This is a genomic window from Flavobacterium sp. RHBU_24 (assembly GCF_046613695.1).
Lineage (GTDB): Bacteria > Bacteroidota > Bacteroidia > Flavobacteriales > Flavobacteriaceae > Flavobacterium.
This window is the reverse complement of record NZ_JBKJHD010000004.1, coordinates 138121-157131: the sequence shown is the minus strand read 5'-3', so window position 1 is coordinate 157131 and position 19011 is coordinate 138121. Positions and strand designations below refer to the sequence as shown.

The window sequence follows — 19011 nt, the reverse complement described above, 5'->3', positions numbered from 1 at the left end:
CGTTTTAACACGGTTAATGTTACAATAACATTTAGTTGGTGTCATTTTTTTGCTTTAATACCTAACATGCTCATAGCTAAAGTTTTTTTTGTCAAAATAAAATGTACCTTTGCAGCTTCAAAAAAAGACAGATGGCTGCTATTAGAAACATTGCAATTATTGCCCACGTAGACCACGGTAAAACTACCCTGGTAGACAAAATTATGTACCACTGCCAATTATTCCGTGAAAACGAGAATACCGGCGACCTGATACTGGACAACAACGACCTTGAGCGTGAGCGTGGTATTACCATTACCTCAAAAAACGTTTCGGTTGTATATAAAGGTACCAAGATCAATATTATTGATACCCCGGGCCACGCCGACTTTGGTGGCGAAGTAGAGCGCGTACTTAACATGGCCGATGGTGTTTGCCTGCTGGTGGATGCTTTTGAAGGCCCTATGCCACAAACACGTTTTGTACTTCAAAAAGCGTTAGACCTTGGCCTTAAACCATGTGTGGTTATCAACAAAGTAGATAAAGAAAACTGTACCCCTGAGGAAGTGCACGAAAAGGTGTTTGACCTGATGTTTGAGCTTGGCGCCGAAGAGTGGCAGCTTGATTTCCCTACTGTATATGGTAGTGCAAAAAACAACTGGATGAGCGACCATTGGGAGAATGTTACAACCAATATAGAGCCGCTTCTTGACATGGTTATAGAGCACGTGCCTGCACCTAAAGTATCTGAAGGTACACCGCAAATGCTTATTACATCTCTTGACTTTAGCAGCTTTACCGGCCGTATTGCCATAGGCCGCCTTGAAAGGGGCGTACTTAAAGAAGGTATGAACGTATCTCTTGTAAAACGCGACGGTAAAATAAGCAAATCAAAAATTAAGGAGCTTCATACTTTTGAGGGCCTTGGCCGCTTAAAAGTAAGCGAAGTGGTAGCCGGAGATATTTGTGCCATAGTAGGCCTGGAAGGTTTTGAGATAGGCGATACCGTTGCCGATTTTGAAAACCCTGAAGCGCTTACATCAATAGCTATTGATGAGCCTACCATGAGTATGCTTTTCACCATTAACGACTCTCCTTTCTTTGGCAAAGAAGGTAAATTTGTTACCTCGCGCCACATTAAAGACAGGTTAGCCAAAGAGCTTGAAAAAAACCTTGCACTTCGCGTAGCCGATACCGATAGTGCCGATAAATTTATGGTATTTGGCCGTGGCGTACTTCACTTGTCGGTTCTTATTGAGACGATGAGGAGGGAAGGCTACGAGTTGCAAATAGGCCAGCCGCAGGTTATCATTAAAGAAATTGATGGCCGCAAATGTGAGCCTATCGAAGAGCTTACCATCGACTTACCGGAAAACCTAAGTGGCCGTGCGGTAGAGTTTGTAACCATGCGTAAAGGCGAAATGCTGAGTATGGAGCCAAAAGGAGAGCGTATGATTGTTAAGTTCCTTATACCATCTCGTGGTATTATCGGGCTTAGGAACCAGCTGCTTACCGCAACTGCGGGTGAGGCCATCATGGCGCACCGTTTCCTTGAATACCAGCCGTACAAAGGTGAAATACCGGGCCGTTTGAGCGGATCGCTTATTTCTATGGAAAACGGTAAGGCGATACCTTACTCTATTGATAAGCTGCAAGACCGTGGCAAGTTCTTTGTAGACCCTAACGAGGACATTTACGAAGGCCAGGTTATAGGTGAAAACAGCCGTGGTGATGATATGACGGTTAACGTTACCAAAACCAAAAAACTTAGTAACGTACGTTCTTCAGGTGCGGATGATAAAGCGAGGATTATACCTGCGGTTAAATTCTCCCTTGAGGAAGCCCTTGAGTACATCCAGAAAGATGAATATGTAGAGGTAACGCCTAAGAGCCTGCGCCTTCGCAAAATTTACCTTACTGAGAATGACCGTAAGCGTTTTAAAATAGCGTAATTAGTTTATGGCTGTCGGCTTGCTGGCAACTGTATTTTATAAATAGTAAAAGCCTCCGCAATCGCGGAGGCTTTTGTTTTTCTTTATGCATATAATGATGTGGAAATTACTGTTTCACAACTTTTTTAGTCGTAGTGCCAGAGGTAGTTTTTATTTTTATAAAATAAACCCCTGATGCATAGCCGCTAAAGTTGGCCTGTACAGTAAGCCCGCCGGTATATCCTTTTTGCAACTGTTTGCCATAGATATTATACACCTCGAAAGTATCAATAATTTCGTTCGCCTGTATGTTAAGCACGTTCGTCACCGGATTTGGGTACAACGACACTTTGGCATCGGCTTTTATACCTTTAATTCCCAGCGTAGCATCGGGCACTGCTGCCCAGCTTCCAGGCAGGCTGTTGTCAAGGCTTTCGTCAGTCAGCGTTAGGTACATTCCGTTACCATCGGCACTAGGCCAGGGAGCATCATCATCATATGCTACGGCATCTATAATATTACCCATACCATCGGCAAGCACTAAATTCAGCGTGCTGTTTGGCAGCGTGCGCTGAAATTCGCCAAACGGTGCGTAACCATACTTTTGCTCAAATACCTCAGGGTTACCGGCTATAAAATACGTTTCGCCTGCTGCAATAGAGCTGCCTGCCGGAAACTGGTAGGATATGCCAAGCTCACGCAGGTAGATGCCGGTAAGGTCTACAGCCGTGTTACCGGTGTTTTTTATGGCGAAAAACTCCTGATCATCAGATTCCGGGAACTCGGGAGATTCTCCCGGGTTGTAATTTATTTTGGTAATTACCAGTGAGGGAAGCACAGGGTTTTCGCACGCCGAGTAACTGCCTATGTGGTTATTAATCCATGCGATGCGCTGCGCTATCCAGTTTTTCATGGTTTGCACTTCTCCGGCAAAATCCGGTACTGTGCCCCAGCGTTCCTGTTCGCGTACTGCCGCATCAGCTATAAGTGCGGTTGTTTCATCTATAAAGGCATTAATGCTTTGCACATTAAGCGGCTGCCCCGCCTGTGTAACCTCATGCCACCTGCGTGAAAAATAACATTTAAACAGCGGAGTATTATACAGGTCTTTCCAAAATTTAGGTCCTTCGTTATCGCCATTATCAAATTGCCAAACGTTGTAGTGGCTGCGGTCAAAACCATATATAAAAAGGTCGTTGCCGTAGGTAAGGTTATAATCCCAAATAGGGCCGGCACGCAGTTTTCCACCAATATCCTTATGGAAATAGGTGCTTATCTGGTAGGTATCTACATTGCCCGAAATTTCAGACATTACCATAAAATCTACAAAAGTGGGTATATCGATAATAGATGGATATCCCGTTGCAAAGTCGTTATTATGAGCATCTGATGTGCTGGCAAGGCTATTAAACTGCCCGTGTATATAATCATCCTGGGCTGGGGTAACATCTTCCGGCTTTGGCAATTCATGTATAAAATCCGTCCACCCTACATACGATTGCATGCTCCAGGCCACCGGGTCGCCGCCTGTTGTTTTGTCTGCCTTAGTAATATAGCCGCCGGTAAGGGGCATACCTTCTGAGGCATCTTCGGCTATCTCTTCAATATTAATGCGGTTTTCATCCTGTTTCAGTTTTTCCTGGAGGATGTACAGCCCGCGGTAATCGCCGTTTATTATTACTTCACACCACTGGGTGCGCGTGGTATAGTAGCCCATTTGGCGCGAAAGGTTGTACGAAAGGTAATCACGGATGAGCGACGGGTCGAAAGCGAGGCCGTTTAAAATCCAGTCGTTTTGCTTTGGCATGCCCATAATGCTTACCTTTTTCTTGGTGGTGTCATTATTTTCATACGTGGTCCAGCTGTATTGTTTCTTGGGTAAATCCTGCGAACTTGAGCCACGCAGCTCTATCTTTATACGCCCGCTGTAATTTAACAATGATGGAGTATCCTGGTCACTTACATAATTGGTACTGCCATCGGTATGGTAAATAATCTTCATACTCGCCGGTATTTTAGGGTCGTCCGGAATCTCGGCGTTGTTATCGGTGGTAATAATTACAATAGGCAGGTTACTTTGGGTAAAGTTTACCTGGGCATAGCCTATTGCCTGTAATAAAAGGAGCAGCAAAAACAGCTTACTGCCGTTAAAGCGATTAAGTAATTGTGTGTTCATTTGTTAGTGTAGCGTTTGTGCAAATATAGAGGCATTTTTCATTAATTAAAGAGTATGTTAATTAAATGTTATATTTATGTAATTATTTAACAAATATATAATTGCTCTATGGGCTTTTTAACGCAAAATAGCCTTAAGTGGTTTTCCGGACTTAAAACATAACACGCGATACACTTTATTGTATAATTTTGCCACTTGTGGCAAAAACCTTATTTTTGTAAGAAGTAATATTAGTAAGATGAATTTAAACGGAAAAATTATAGTTATTGATGACGATAGGGAAGACCTGGAGGTGATACAGGAAGTATTTGATATAGTCATCCGGAAAAATGATTATACTAATGAAGTACTTACTTTTAATAACGGCGAAGACGCGCTAAAGTTTTTGACTGACACGCCGGACTCGCCCTTTCTAATTGTATCCGATATCAATATGCCCAGGCTTAACGGGTTTGAAATAAGGCGTATAATATTTGACAACCCCGTATTACGCGACAAGTGCGTACCCTATGTGTTCCTTACCACATCGGGAGATAATACCGAGTTTATGAAAAAATCATACGAACTCTCGGTACAGGGTTACTTTACCAAGCCAAATGATTATGCGGATTATGAGCAGTTACTTACAGACATCGTACGCTACTGGAAAGTGGCTAAGATAGCAAACAGGATATAATTCTTATCTTTTTATAAAACAGAAAATGCCCTATAGGGGGCATTTTCTGTTTAACTGGGGTTAACCTTATCAATTATATTTTGAACTATTGATGGGCTTACAGGCTCACTTCCTTTACCATTGTAGCCAGTATTTCGATGGCTAAAAATAGCCTCAGTTGCCCTCAATAAAATTTCATCTTTTTTATCACCTGTTGTAGTATTATAAAAATGTAAAGCAGAAGTAAACGAGTTCTGTCTAACCTCATTAGTTATCTTGTTGTGCATACAGGCGTTATAATTTTTTACACAAAAAGTAAGTATATAGATATTAATCGAAATAATTATTAATCGAAAAAATATAGATTTAAACATTTCGAGCCACAATACATGTTCACCACATTCTTGACATACTTCATTATAATCTAATAATTTTGTTGTACTGTAACATCCGAGGTCAAAACAGAAATTTGATTTCATGCAAAACAAAACGATAATTAAAAGCAATCCAGACAGAATTACGCCTACAAGCCATGCCTTTGCGTTGCTTTTATATTTTTCAGCGATTGTTTTATAAACATCACTTTGTTTTTCTAACTCTTGATTAGTATTGGTTGTTTCGTATCTTTTCTTTTGCTCCTCTAATTGAGCTTCTAAAGAATTTTTAAGGCTTTGCGACTCCCTTATATTTTTTTCTAATAAAGATGCTTGATTACCCAATGAATCTACTTTATTTTTAAGATCATTTGATAAGATATTCATATCTTTAATTTGCCCTTTATGAATAACCAGACCGGCTATTTTAGACCAAATTTCTTTAAAATCCTCGACATGCTTCTCAAATAAATTTTCGTTGATTTCTTTTTGCCTAATAAACTCCTTATCATCAATTCTACATAAAGTATTTATAAAAGCATAATAATTAGTAAAATAAGTTGAAAGAGAAATTAAAACAGTTATGCTTAGTTCATCCAAATTATCACAAATTATATTCAATTTTTTTAGAATATCTAGATGGTCATTTTTGTATTCACTTAAAGATTGACTTGCTAACCTATCAGTTCTAAGAAAAGCTTCAGAACTTATCTCTTCAAATGTCATGTAAAAACTTTTTAGTTGATCAGTTAAAGTGTCCCTCTGCGAACTCATAGAATAAATATTTTTTTTAAATCTAATAATTTAATTGTATATCAGCATTATAATAATGATTTAATTTTCGATTTTTAAATAACAAAAGCCTCTACATAGAGGCTTTATTATTTATAGAAGTCACAAAAAATGTGGCTATTTGCTAAGGTACATTTTCCTGCGGCTGTACAGCTCATAGAACTGGTCGTCCTTCAGGTCGTCTATAAAGAGGATGCTCTCGCCGGTTGACTTCATCTCAGGCCCCAGTTTTTTATTCACGCCAGGGAACTTGCTGAACGAGAACACCGGCTGCTTGATGGCAAAGCCCTTAAGCTGCGGGTTAAAGGTAAAGTCTTTTATCTTTTTAGCGCCCAGCATTACCTTAGTAGCATAGTTTACATACGGCTCGCCATAGGCTTTTGCAATAAACGGCACCGTGCGGCTCGCCCTTGGGTTGGCCTCTATAATGTATACGATATCATCTTTAATAGCAAACTGTATGTTGATAAGCCCTACCGTTTTAAGCGCAAGCGCTATCTTTTTAGTGTGGTCTTTTATCTGCTGCATTACAAACTCACCCAGGTTGAATGGGGGCAGGGTGGCATTACTGTCGCCAGAGTGTACCCCACACGGCTCTATGTGCTCCATGATGCCTATAATGTATACATCTTCACCGTCGCAAATGGCATCGGCTTCGGCCTCTATGGCGCCATCAAGGTAGTGGTCAAGTAGCAGTTTGTTGCCCGGTATGCTCTTTAGCAGGTCGATAACATGCTCTTCAAGCTCCTGCTTGTTGATAACAATCTTCATGCCCTGGCCGCCCAGTACATAACTTGGCCTTACCAGTAGCGGGAAGTCAAGCGTCTCGGCAAGCACACTGGCCTCGTCTGCACTCTCCGCGATACCAAACTGGGGGAATGGTATACCCAACTCCGTCAGCAGGTCTGAGAAGCGGCCTCTGTCTTCGGCTAAGTCCAGCGCGTCAAAGCTGGTGCCTAATATTTTTATGCCATAGCGGTCAAGCTTCTCGGCCAGCTTAAGGGCGGTTTGCCCACCCAGCTGTACGATAACGCCTTCGGGCTTTTCATGGCGGATAATGTCGTATATATGCTCCCAGAACACCGGCTCAAAGTACAGCTTATCAGCGGTATCAAAATCTGTTGATACGGTTTCAGGGTTACAGTTTATCATGATGGTTTCGTAACCGCATTCGGCGGCAGCCAGTACGCCATGTACACACGAATAGTCAAACTCAATACCCTGGCCTATACGGTTAGGCCCTGAGCCCAGTACTACAACCTTTTTACGGTCAGATACTATACTCTCGTTATGTACATATTTAGTACCATCCGCTTTTTCTATCTCCGCCTCAAACGTTGAGTAGTAGTATGGCGTTTTAGCTTCAAACTCTGCGGCGCAGGTATCAACCAGCTTGTACACGCGCTTAACGCCCATTTCTTCACGTTTGCTGTATACATCGCTTTCTTTGCAGCCCATCATGTGGGCCAGCTGCCTGTCGGCAAAGCCTTTCTGTTTAGCCTCAAGAAGCAATTCTTTAGGAAGCGTATCAATATTAAAGGTAGAAATTTCTTTTTCAAGTGAATACAGTTCCTCATATTGCTTAAGGAACCACATGTCTATTTTAGTAATTTCGTGGATGCGGCTCAGCGGGATGCCCATTTGTATGGCATCGTAAATCACAAACACACGGTCCCAGCTGGCGTGGGTAAGCTTATCAATAATCTGGTCGTAGTTGGTATAACCCTTGCCATCGGCACCCAGCCCGTTGCGCTTAATTTCAAGCGACTGGGTGGCCTTGTGCAGCGCCTCCTGAAACGAGCGGCCTATGCCCATAACTTCCCCTACTGATTTCATCTGGAGGCCCAGGGTACGGTCGGCTCCTTCAAATTTATCAAAGTTCCAGCGCGGTATTTTAACGATTACATAGTCAAGCGTTGGCTCAAATAAAGCCGACGTAGATTTTGTAATTTGATTCTGTAGTTCGTCAAGGTGGTAACCTAATGCCAGTTTAGAGGCTATTTTTGCAATAGGGTAACCGGTAGCTTTACTGGCCAGTGCCGATGAGCGTGATACCCTTGGGTTTATTTCGATGGCTACGATATCTTCTTTTTCATCAGGGCTTACGGCAAACTGCACGTTACAGCCGCCGGCAAAGTTGCCTATGCTGCGCATCATCAGTATGGCCATGTCCCTCATTTTCTGGAACGTAGTATCGCTAAGCGTCATGGCAGGCGCTACGGTGATACTATCACCGGTGTGGATGCCCATAGGGTCCATATTTTCGATAGAACAGATAATAACCACATTATCGTTCTTATCGCGAAGTAATTCTAATTCATATTCTTTCCAGCCTAAAAGGGCTTTGTCGATAAGCACCTCATGTATGGGCGACATCTCAAGGCCATAGGTAAGCAGGTTGTCAAAATCTTCTTTTTTGTGTACAAAAGCAGCCCCTGTACCACCCAGTGTAAACGACGGGCGTATCACCAACGGAAACCCAAACTCCTGCGCTATTTCTTTCCCTTTAAGGAACGAGTTTGCCGTTTTAGCCGGCGCGGCAGGTATGCCTATGCGCTCCAGTAATTGCTTAAACTGCTCGCGGTCTTCGGTAATATTTATGGCGTTAACATCAACCCCTATAAGGCGAACGTTAAAGTCGGCCCAAATGCCCTTTTCCTCGGCCTCAAGGCACAGGTTAAGCGCCGTTTGCCCGCCCATGGTAGGCAGTACGGCGTCGATATTAGGGTGTGCTTTAAGTATTTCTATTATCGACTTTGTATTAAGCGGCTTCAGGTACACGTGGTCTGCCATAGAAGGGTCGGTCATGATGGTAGCCGGGTTAGAGTTGATAAGGATAACTTCTATCCCCTCTTCCCTTATGGAGCGCGCCGCCTGCGAACCGGCGTAGTCAAACTCGCAGGCCTGGCCTATAACTATGGGGCCCGAGCCGATAATCAGTACAGATTTAATGGAAGTGTCTTTTGGCATTGTGTTGTTGTAGTTGTGTGTTTAGTATATAAGGCCCTCCATCGGGCTGTGCAAATTTACAATATTATTTTAAGTCTTTTATACTACTTAAGACCTCACTCCAACCCCTCTCCAAAAGAGAGGGGAGTCGTGTACGGTTGTCTCCTGAATTACTCAGCTCTGACAGTACCTGAATGCAGCTGTTCCCCCTCTCCTTCGGAGAGTCCCGATAGCTATCGGGAGGGAGTGAGGCCTTTTGGCGAGTGAGGCTTGGGTATAAAAAAAGGCGTTACTAAAAATAAGTAACACCTTTATGTATGTTTTATAAAAACATTATTTCTTGTGGCGTGGTTCGCTACTAACAGTTAGTTTGTGGCGGCCTTTAGCCCTTCTGCGAGCAAGCACTTTCCTACCGTTGGCAGAGGCCATCCTGTCCATAAAACCGTGCTTGTTTCTCCTTTTTCTCTTTGATGGTTGAAAAGTTCTTTTGCTCATTGCTTTGTATCTTTAAATCTTTATATATCGCTTTAGTACGGCTACAGGAACTACCCCGAAAAACCGAGTGCAAATATACAAAGCTTTTTTTTATGCACAAGTGCTTTTATAAAAAAATATTTCGCGGCAAAATTATTACCTTTGCAACCGCAATTTTATACAAGGCATTATGATTAACAAAAATATAAAGCTGGGGCTTGCCGCAGCTATCTTTGCAACGGCCATCTGGCAATTTACAGAAAATAATATAGGTAACGGTATTTTCCTCATATTAATAGCGCTTTTAGTAGTGCTTACGTACTTTAAAAATGAGATAATTATCATGGCCTTTCTTAAACTGCGCAAACAGGATTTTGACGGCGCTAACAAGCTGCTCGACAAGATAAAAAACCCGCACACTGCCTTGGTACGCAAGCAGGAAGGCTACTACAACTACCTTAAAGGATTGATGCTGAGCCAGACCAACCTTAACCAGGCAGAGAAGTACCTGAAGAAAGCCGTAGAACTGGGCCTAAATATGGACCAGGACCTTGCCATGGCAAAACTTAACCTTGCCGGTATAGCCATAAGCAAAGGGCGAAAGATAGAAGCCGAAAAATGGCTTAGCGAAAGCAAGAAGCTGGACAAACAGGGTATGCTGAAAGACCAGATAGCCATGATGAAGGCTAACCTTAAGAAAGGCCCCGTGCAGCAACAGATGAGAAGATATTAATATGAGAACCGCCTTAGGGCGGTTTTTTTATGGGATAAAGTAAACAAAGTACTCATAAAGAGTTGAGGGTTGCAAAGCTTTAAAACAGTTTTTCTAAGATTAAGCTTTAGCACAGAGATTCGCAGAGGAGCACAGAGATACACGGAGTTTTAAAAAGATTGTGCTTACAGCACGAGAACACAGAGCTGTATGGTAACAGTTAACAGTACAGTTTTGTGTTCTCTGCCGAAGGCATTAGCTCTTTCTCTCAGTGTATCTCTGTGCTCCTCTGCGAATCTCTGTGTTACAATCTAAAAACATATCCATCCAAAAGCGGCTTTTTGTTTTTACTTCAATTACTACATCGTTATAATTTTTCTATATATTTGTGGTATCCAAAATATCCAAACATCTATTTTTAGTTCTTAACGTTATGAAAAAGATCATTTTACTATTGCTGCCGGCAATTATGCCTGTAATTTGCAACGGACAAACAGCAACCAATCCTGACACGGCACCTATCTCAGTTACCGAAACCCTTGATAATGATACCGATGCTTCTGTAGCCTCATATGCCGGCTACACGCTGCTATGGAACGATGAGTTTAACGGTACTTCTTTAAATACTAGCAATTGGGTGTATGAAACGGGCACCGGCGTTAACGGCGACTTTGGCACCGGACAGCTCGATCGGGCCCGTACTGAAAATGTAAGCATACTGCCCAGCACAAATAACCCTGGCGATGGAGCACTTGCCATAACCACCCGCCATGAATGGTATATCGACCGAAATTATACTAGTGGTCGCATAAACACCAGCGGCAAGTTTTCTGCAGGGCCGGGTACACGCATAGAGGCCCGCATATGGCCGCGCGATGTAAAATATAAAGGCCAGGGTTTTGCCTTCTGGATGATGCCCGCCGAAAAGCCTGCCGACCAAGCTTATATTATGTGGCCTCAGGGCGGCGAAATAGACATTACCGAATTTGTAGGGGCTATACCGTTTTATAACCTGGGCAGCGTGCACTATGCCTGGAGTTGGGAAAACAACCAGTACCAGGCCTGGAACCACGGCCATAAAGGTGGCTATTATAACTATGAGCAGCAGGAGGTGCCCGCAACAAACCCCGGCTATGGCAACTGGCCTGTAGCCGACTCTGAAATCCAGGCAGGGAGCAGCGGCTACCACCTGTACCGCATCGACTGGTTTGATAACCGAATAGAGTTTAGTATTGATGAACACATATACCACATACACTACTTTAATGACGGTGGAGTTTTAGGCAATGCTCCCGACGGCCAGGACTATGATACTAAGGTTATGGTTAACGGCAAAAGGACATTCAAGTCGGAGTACTCGCACCATTTTAACCAGTGGAAACCTTTTGACCATGAATTTTACATGATACTCTCGGCAGGTGTAGGCGGTAATGATAACATGAGTTATGGTGGCGCTATCGTACCCCAGGCTGTTTTCCCCTGCACTACGCTCATAGATTATGTAAGGGTGTACCAACGTACAACACTAGCTGTTGCAGGTAATGGGTTGTTAGGTATAAAAGTGTATCCTAACCCGGCATCAACGGCTTTAAACATACAGTACCCCGAAAACATAGTTGCCGATAAGGTAACGATAACAGATATATCAGGTAAGGTAATATTGGAACAAACACAAAACACTGCGCAAATAAACGTGGAACGCCTTATCAACGGGGTTTATTTTATTAAAATTAACGCAGGTACACAGCAGTGGACAGAAAAGTTTATTAAGGACTAAACTTTTTACACTCAAATACTTATAGGTTAGCGTTCCTGAATTACCGTATCAGGGCAAAATGCCCTTTTACCTCGCTGCCGTCTTCAAGCGTAATGATAAACCAGTAATCTGTAGCGGGTAGTTTGTTACCGTCAAGCGTGCCGTCCCATCCGGGTGAATTTCCCCTAAAGGCGGTAATGAGCTTGCCGAAACGGTCGTACACAACTACCGATACGCCCTGCCTGTTACCCAGGTAGGGAATGCGCCAGGTTTCGTGCCATGCATCGCCATTAGGGGTAAAGTATTTTGGGTAATCCAGTACGTAGGCTTTTTTAGTTACCGTATTTCCGCAACCGTTGCTGTCGCGTGCATAAACGGTATAGGCACCCGCTTCAAGGTGTTCAAAGACAGGGCTGCCCTGGAAATTAATACCATCCAGGGAGTATTCAAAATTGCCCGCGCCGCTGGCTATAGCAGTAATGGTGTTTTGCCCGTTTTTAAAGTCGGCGGTTTCTACGCTAAGTGCGGTAACCGGCCCGCTTAGTACTACGTTAAAGGTTTTGGTACCGGTACAGTCAAAATTATTGGTTACGGTTACGCTATAGGCGCCTACATCATTTACCACTACTTCACGTGTGGTTTGCACGGGTACAGTAGCCCAGGTATAACTTTTATAATCTCCCGCGTCAAGGGTTAAAGGGCTGCCCTCGCACAGGTATACGGTTTCATCGTTTTGGGCATCGCCAAAGCTATGTATTACAAGCGGTACTTCGGCAATGCCATAACAGTCGCCGCCCTGGTTTATACGGGCATAGATAGTCTGGCTATAAGGTATAGTATTAGTAAATGCTGCGGGGTTTGTAACAGGGTTATCATACAAAAGGGCATCCTGGTATGTAGTATAATACTTTATCTGCAAACCTGTGGGCAGGCCGCTTGTTATCTCCGCGTCGAGCGGGGTAATGCTGAATGTAAAAAGGCCGTCGTCACTACCATCGGTATCGCACACTTCAAAAGGGGCGGGGCTGGTAACCGTATTAGCAGACGTAGAAATCACTACCGTGGCAATACCACTGCATCGGTACTGGTTTTCCAGCTTTACATATATGGGCTGGTTGGGCGTTGTATTGGCAAAATTATCAGCATTAGGTATCGGTACGTCGTTTGCGGCATCGGCAGGGCTAAGGTAATAGGCAGTGGCCTGCAGGTTTGCATTGCCGTTTTGTGCCAATACACCGGCCAGCGCCAGGTTATACTGTGTGAGCCCATCGCCGTCTTCATCGCATTGCAGCAATGTAAAGCTGCCAAAGTTTAACGGGGCGTCATACTCCAGGGTTACATCGCCCTCAGCGGTGCAACCTGCCGTAAACTGCACTGTAACGCTATAATCCCCCGCCGACGTAGCAGTGTAAGCCGCTGTGGTCTCCCCGGTAAGGGCGCTGCCATTTTTGTACCACTGGTACCCTGTGGCGCCCGGTACAGTAGCATCAAGCGGATAGGCCTCGCCGCTGCATAGTGGGCTGTTATTGGCAAAAACCCTGTCCGGGCCCAGGTCTACCTTAGCGGTAAAACTGCCTCCACCCAAAAAGATGGCGGAATCGTACCGGTAATTGCCCTCATCGGCAATTACCAGCTTTATATGGTATTGGGTGCCGGGTGTAACGTAAGAAAAAGCGGTAAGTACCTTGGTTTGCCCGTTAAAGTTTGTGGGGTGTTGGGTACCGTTAAAGGCATCAAAGTAGGCTTCATTTTGAGCGGGGCATCCGTTATTACCACCTATTAACGGATGTACGGATGTAACTTTTACCGGTATATCGGTACCCGGAATTACTGCAAGGTTAGTGTACGGATTGTTAGTGCCGGCTTCCTTCAGTAAAAAGGCAAAACCATCTGAATAGCGGCAGGGGGCATTGTCGTGGTATTCTTCGCTGGAAAGCATATACTCAAAACTGATGGTATTGGCTATAGGGATAAAATCAAATTCTAACAGGGTGGCATTTACAGAGTTGTTAATGCCTAATGCCGCCTCAAGGTCGTTATCGCCACCCCACCCGGGCAGGTTGCCGTCATCAAGCAGTGAGGTATTAGGCCCCTGGGCCAAGACCGCCCTGCCGGTGCTCAGTATAATACCATCCTGGAAAGGGAAGCTGCCGCCATTGGCATTAAAACTGCCATAACTCTGCTCACCCGAAAAATCATCCGACAAGCCGGAAACCGTAACATTGCTTACCGATACGCAGGTGTTATTAACTAATATAGTATTAACAAGGTCATGGGGGGTAAAGCTATCATTTACCAATATATACTGGGCTGATGCTGATGTGATTACCAGCATGAATATAACAAATGCGAAATGTAATTTCCTGAAGATCATGGCGGGTGCAAAGATACTGCAAAATATGCGGCAACCCTCCCGTTAACATGTGTTAAATGTTAACTACCTGATGAGCGAAAAATGCCCTTTTACCACTTCCCCGTTTTCAAGGTTTATGGCAAACCAATAGTCTCCTGCAGGCAAAGGATGGCCGTTAAGCGTTCCATCCCATCCGGATGATGCGCCGGTAAACCCGGTAATGAGCTGCCCGAAACGGTCGAATATGGTTACTGCAATAGTGGGCCGTGTGCTCATATACGGTATACGCCAGGTGTCTTTATAGCCGTCGCTGTTAGGCGTAAAGAATTTGGGGTAATCCAGTATATAAAATGATTTTGAATATACGGGGCTACACCCGTTTACATCCATAATGTAATAGGTATACAGGCCAGAGGGCAGGTTAACAAATTCAGGGCTCTCCTGGTAGGTTTGGCCATCTAAAGAGTAGTGGTACCTGCCGCTCCCTTCTGCCATAATGGTAACGGAATTGCTGCTACCCCTAAAATCGTTAATTTGATATGTTGCGCCGGTAGCGGCACCGGAGCGTACTGCCGTAAAGGTTTTTGTACCCACGCAGCCTTCATTTGTGGTAAGGGTTACGGTATAGGTACCGCCCTGCGTTACGGTTAGCGTTTGCGTTGTTTGTACCGGCGTAGTATTCCATGAGTAAGCTGCATAGCCGGTGCCCGCATCAAAGGTAAGGGTATGGCCATCACATACAAAATCTTCTTGCGGGGCAAGGGCATCGCCAAAGCTGTATACACGCAATGGTACCGCTACTACCGTGTTACAACCGGCAGCATCGTCTAAGCGGGCATAAATGGTTTCGGCCAGGGCAATGGTATTTGTATATTGCAGGGGTAATGTGGCGCCCAGCTTTAAAGCCTCATCATAAGATGCATAAAATTTTACTGAGGCTGTAGTGGGGTAAGCCGCCTGCATGCCTGCCGCGATATCGTTTAGGTTAAACTGCACAAAGCCATCATCTGCGCCATCGGTACTGTCACAACGCCCTACAATACCCCATGTGGCGGTAACAGGTACGGGTACATCAAGCACTACAGGTATGGTAAAGGCACAGCCGTAGGTATTTTGCGCACGTGCATAAATAAGCTGCCCGGGGGTGAGGTTGCGGTAAGGTGCATCGGGGGTTGCAAGTAGTATAGGATTAACATCGGCGGCGGCATCGGGCTGGGTGGTGTGGTAAGAAAGCACGGTGTAATTATCAGGCCGGGCTGCTACCTGCGCCGAGATTTGCGAAAAATAATAATCGGTTATGCCATCGCTGTCGTCGTCACACTGATAGGCTCTAATGGTGGCGGTATTGGGTACAGGTGCATATTCAATAGTTATGGTACCGGAGCTTGAACAGCCGCCTGCAAGGGTTATTTCTACACGGTAATCGCCTGCTGTGTTTACGGTATATTGCGCGTTTACAGCGCCGGCTATAGCGGCATTATTTTTAAACCACTGGTAGGATACAGCGTTTGAAACGGTTCCGTCAAGCACTAACGTTTCCCCGGCGCACAGTGGGTTGCCCGCTGTAAGCAGCCTGTCTTCGCCAATATCGGTTCCGGCGTTAAAACTGCCTTCGCCTAAAAATATTGCCGAATCAAACTGGGTATCGTCCTGGTCTGCAATTACCAGCTTTATATGGTAGGCGGTACCTGCCACTACGGTGGTAGCGGCGGTTAGCGCTACCGTTTGCCCGTTAAAATTTATAGGGCTTGCAACGGTATTGTAGCTGCCAAAATACTCTGCGTTTGCGGTAGGGCAGGAGCCGGGGCCACGCACGCTGGTAACTTTTATGGGTGTGTTTGTGCCCGGTATTACGGCAAGGTTTTCATAGGGGGCGCTACTGCCCACCGGCCTTATCAGGAACGCAAAGCCATCGCTGTAGTTGCACCAGCCCTCCGGCGCGTTTTGCAGGTATTCTTCTGATGTGAAAATATAATCAAAGCTGATGTTGTTTGTAAGGGGAATAAAATCAAACTCCAGCACGGTTGCGTTTTTAGTGGCCGTGGTATTAATAGCATTTTCAAGGTCGTTATCGCCCCCCCAGTTGTTTAAGCCCTCGCTTAATGTAGTTAAATTGGGCCCGGGTGCAGAATTTGCAAAACCGGAAGTTAAAACCACCCCACCGGTAAACGGAAAGGTGGAAGAACCAGCGTTAAAATAGCCGTAGCTGGCCACACTGGAAGGAGCGCCGTTAACTGTTGCATTACTTACCTGTGTGCAGGAGTTGGCCATAAGCGCGTCTACCAGTTCTTGCGCGGTATAGGTATTGTCTACCTGTATATACTGGGCGTTTGCCGAAAGGGTAATCAGCAGCAGAGCAAGGGTATAAAGGGCGCTTCTTTTCATAAGTGCGCCAAAGATACTACAAGTTACTGCTTTAATGATGTATTAAAGTGTTAAAACCTTAACGTTTATTTAATAAAATAAATACTATTTGACTCAATCGTTATATTATTGAGGCGTATTGTTTTTTAAAGCATAGCAAAAAACCACCCTGTTACAAATCGCGTTTTTTAAGCGTCTTGTATGACAAATACATGAAAACGGCTGTCCAGGTTATGGCAATGGCAAAGGTATACCACTGTATGCTGTAGTTGTCGCTAAGGCTTTCGCCTCCTGCAATCGTGTTTAATGTACGTATGGCGCTTAAACGTTCCCACGGCATTACCAGTAGCTCACTGAACGATTCCATTGGGAAGAACTGGAATATGTTCCAGGTAGTTTCTTCATCCAGCCCTATCCCAAAACGCATCAATAGCCACAAAAGCCATTCTACAATAAACAGCACAATAATGAACCCAAGCGCGAATGCCGATCTTTTAATGAGTATTCCTGCAAAAAGGCAAAGCGAAAAGAAGCCCAGCAGGTTAAAAAAGTAAGCGACTATAAAATGCAGGTCTGAAAATACTATAGAAGCCTCTGTAAATGATGAGTGGCAGTAGCCGAGTATTAGCGTCATAACAAAAATAAATGCTGTTGATGCCGCTGCAAAGAGTGCTACAGTAAGTATTTTAGAAGCTATAAATTCTTTTTTGCTAAGCCCGTCTATAAGGTTTTGCTTGAGGGTGCCGTAGGTATATTCGTTAGCCATCATAGACACAATTACAATACCCAGGAAACCTTTAAGCAGTACCGCGATGTAGCTGTTAAAATGCCAGATAAACGGAAAGTTAAATATACCCTGGTCGGCCAGTTTTATTTTTTGCCCAAAAAGCGGGATTTCTATAGATGCCATAAAGGCGATAAAAGACAAGATTACAAAATATGATATGATAAGGATGCGGCTGCTGCGGTTAAGCCATAATTTTTGCAGTTCTATGCTAAGTAGTCGTTTCATGGGTAAGGCGATTATTGTGTTTTACCGGTTAGCTTGATAAATTGTTCTTCGAGGCTGTTAGTACGTTTTACAAGGTGGCTAAGCGATATGCCGTTTGTAAACAGGTACTTGTTGAGTTCTGCCGGCTCCAGCGGCGCTTTTAAATAAACCGTAAGCCTGCCTTTGCCCTGTTCTACCTTATCTACCGATGCGTGTGCCATTAACAGTTCGGTTAATTTATCAGTATCATCTGCATCAAGCTCAAAAAAGCCTTCGTTGCTCAGCATCCCCTGCACCGTGCCTGAATATAATATCAGGCCCTTGCGCAGCACTACAGCATGGCTGCATACTTTTTCTACTTCATCCAGCAGGTGGCTGGCCAGTAGTATGGTGGTGCCCTGCGCGGCAATATTTGTTATGAGTTCGCGTATTTTGTGTATGCCCTGAGGGTCAAGGCCGTTTGTAGGTTCATCAAGTATCAATATCTCCGGGTCGTTAAGCATGGCCGATGCTATGGCAAGTCGCTGCTTCATACCCAGTGAAAAGGTTTTGAACTTACTGTCTTTACGCTCCAGCAGGCCGGTAAGCTCCAGCTTTTCGTCAATTTTAGAATAGGGGGTACCCTTTATTTTGCATACCAGCTTAAGGTTGTCATAGGCCGTCATGTAGGGGTAAAAGTTTGGCCGCTCTATAATGGCGCCTACTTTTTTAAGGGCTTCGTGGGTTTCTATAGTACCGCCAAACCAGCTGTAGCTGCCCGATGTGCGGTTTACCACATTAAGTATAATGCCCAGTGTGGTACTCTTGCCACTGCCGTTAGGCCCAAGGATGCCATATACATTGCCTTTTTGTATTTCAAAAGTAACGTCGTTTACAGCGTGTACTTTTTTAAACTTTTTGTGCAGGTTGCTGATAGAAAGAATTGTATCCAAAATCGTATTGCTTTACGTGGTTCTAAAGGTTAGACGACAAGCAATGTGTTTTGTTACGAGGAAAATTTAAGAATTACGAATTACGAATTACGAATTACGAATTACATTTATAATCTACAATTCGTAATTCGTAACTTCTAATTTGAAATTACTTATAAAATTCACCAAAATGCCACAGTATACCGCTTGGGTCGTGCAGAAAGCATTCGCGGCCCCAGTCGTTATCGCGTATGGGCACTAGCTTTACGCCTTCATATTTTGAAGGCAGGTTGAGCGCGGCAAGCGCATCATAATAGTCCTGGGTGTTACCTACTTCTACAAAAACCATGGTGTTGGCTATCCACTCTTCCATATAGGCATTTTGCAGGTAAAAGGCTATCGACGGCGTTTTGAAAACCGAAAGCTGGGTGCTAAGCACTGTTTCTGTAAACCCCAGGTCGCGGTAAAAACTGCGGGATACTTCAAAATCTTTTGAGCCTATAAAAGGTCGGATGGATTTGGCGTTGAGTTCCATAGGTTATTTGTTTTAAGCGAAGTTAAGGAAAATTATTCAGTGTTCGGTTATCACTGCTC

13 protein-coding genes are annotated in these 19011 nt (G+C 44.3%); 4 read left to right on the top strand and 9 right to left on the bottom strand.

What is annotated here, in order from left to right; all coding sequences use genetic code 11:
* Window positions 1-131: 131 nt before the first annotated feature.
* A complete protein-coding gene (typA, locus tag ACLI09_RS06425; protein WP_411418773.1) occupies window positions 132-1931 on the top strand; it encodes a translational GTPase TypA in 1800 nt (599 codons plus the stop codon).
* A 106-nt stretch (window positions 1932-2037) separates the two neighbouring features.
* Here the strand turns inward: typA and ACLI09_RS06420 are convergent, their stop codons facing one another.
* On the bottom strand, window positions 2038-4086 hold the full coding sequence (locus tag ACLI09_RS06420; RefSeq protein ID WP_411418772.1) for a CotH kinase family protein: 2049 nt from the start codon (window positions 4084-4086) through the stop codon (window positions 2038-2040).
* 238 nt (window positions 4087-4324) lie between these two features.
* Between ACLI09_RS06420 and ACLI09_RS06415 the strand changes: the two genes are divergently transcribed.
* Window positions 4325-4762, top strand: coding sequence for a response regulator (locus ACLI09_RS06415; RefSeq protein WP_411418771.1), 438 nt, complete (start codon window positions 4325-4327; stop codon window positions 4760-4762).
* Between the two features lie 50 nt (window positions 4763-4812).
* On the opposite strand, the gene ACLI09_RS06410 is transcribed toward ACLI09_RS06415, so the two are convergent.
* The 3 genes from ACLI09_RS06410 to rpmH all read right to left on the bottom strand — a co-directional run bounded on the left by ACLI09_RS06410 (window position 4813) and on the right by rpmH (window position 9351).
* The gene (locus ACLI09_RS06410; RefSeq protein ID WP_411418770.1) at window positions 4813-5841 is read right to left on the bottom strand and encodes a hypothetical protein; all 1029 of its coding nucleotides are present in this window, start codon (window positions 5839-5841) and stop codon (window positions 4813-4815) included.
* A 183-nt stretch (window positions 5842-6024) separates the two neighbouring features.
* On the bottom strand, window positions 6025-8877 hold the full coding sequence (gene carB / locus ACLI09_RS06405; protein WP_411418769.1) for a carbamoyl-phosphate synthase large subunit: 2853 nt from the start codon (window positions 8875-8877) through the stop codon (window positions 6025-6027).
* A gap of 312 nt (window positions 8878-9189) precedes the next feature.
* Complete coding sequence (gene rpmH / locus ACLI09_RS06400; protein WP_008464848.1) at window positions 9190-9351, bottom strand: 50S ribosomal protein L34; 162 nt, start codon at window positions 9349-9351, stop codon at window positions 9190-9192.
* Between the two features lie 169 nt (window positions 9352-9520).
* On the opposite strand from rpmH, the gene ACLI09_RS06395 reads away from it, so the two are divergent.
* Window positions 9521-10063: a DUF2892 domain-containing protein gene (locus ACLI09_RS06395; RefSeq protein ID WP_411418768.1), complete on the top strand. Its 543-nt coding sequence runs from the start codon at window positions 9521-9523 to the stop codon at window positions 10061-10063.
* A 412-nt stretch (window positions 10064-10475) separates the two neighbouring features.
* The gene (locus ACLI09_RS06390; protein WP_411418767.1) at window positions 10476-11819 is read left to right on the top strand and encodes a T9SS type A sorting domain-containing protein; all 1344 of its coding nucleotides are present in this window, start codon (window positions 10476-10478) and stop codon (window positions 11817-11819) included.
* A 40-nt stretch (window positions 11820-11859) separates the two neighbouring features.
* On the opposite strand, the gene ACLI09_RS06385 is transcribed toward ACLI09_RS06390, so the two are convergent.
* From ACLI09_RS06385 to ACLI09_RS06365, 5 genes are all read right to left on the bottom strand, one after another.
* Entirely contained in the window at window positions 11860-14133 is a 2274-nt protein-coding gene (locus ACLI09_RS06385) for a choice-of-anchor L domain-containing protein (protein WP_411418766.1), read from the bottom strand.
* 102 nt (window positions 14134-14235) lie between these two features.
* A complete protein-coding gene (locus tag ACLI09_RS06380; protein ID WP_411418765.1) occupies window positions 14236-16536 on the bottom strand; it encodes a choice-of-anchor L domain-containing protein in 2301 nt (766 codons plus the stop codon).
* A 151-nt stretch (window positions 16537-16687) separates the two neighbouring features.
* Window positions 16688-17527: an ABC transporter permease gene (locus tag ACLI09_RS06375; RefSeq protein WP_411418764.1), complete on the bottom strand. Its 840-nt coding sequence runs from the start codon at window positions 17525-17527 to the stop codon at window positions 16688-16690.
* A gap of 11 nt (window positions 17528-17538) precedes the next feature.
* On the bottom strand, window positions 17539-18438 hold the full coding sequence (locus ACLI09_RS06370) for an ABC transporter ATP-binding protein (RefSeq protein ID WP_411418763.1): 900 nt from the start codon (window positions 18436-18438) through the stop codon (window positions 17539-17541).
* A 148-nt stretch (window positions 18439-18586) separates the two neighbouring features.
* On the bottom strand, window positions 18587-18952 hold the full coding sequence (locus ACLI09_RS06365; protein WP_411418762.1) for a glyoxalase: 366 nt from the start codon (window positions 18950-18952) through the stop codon (window positions 18587-18589).
* Between the last annotated feature and the right edge of the window lie 59 nt (window positions 18953-19011).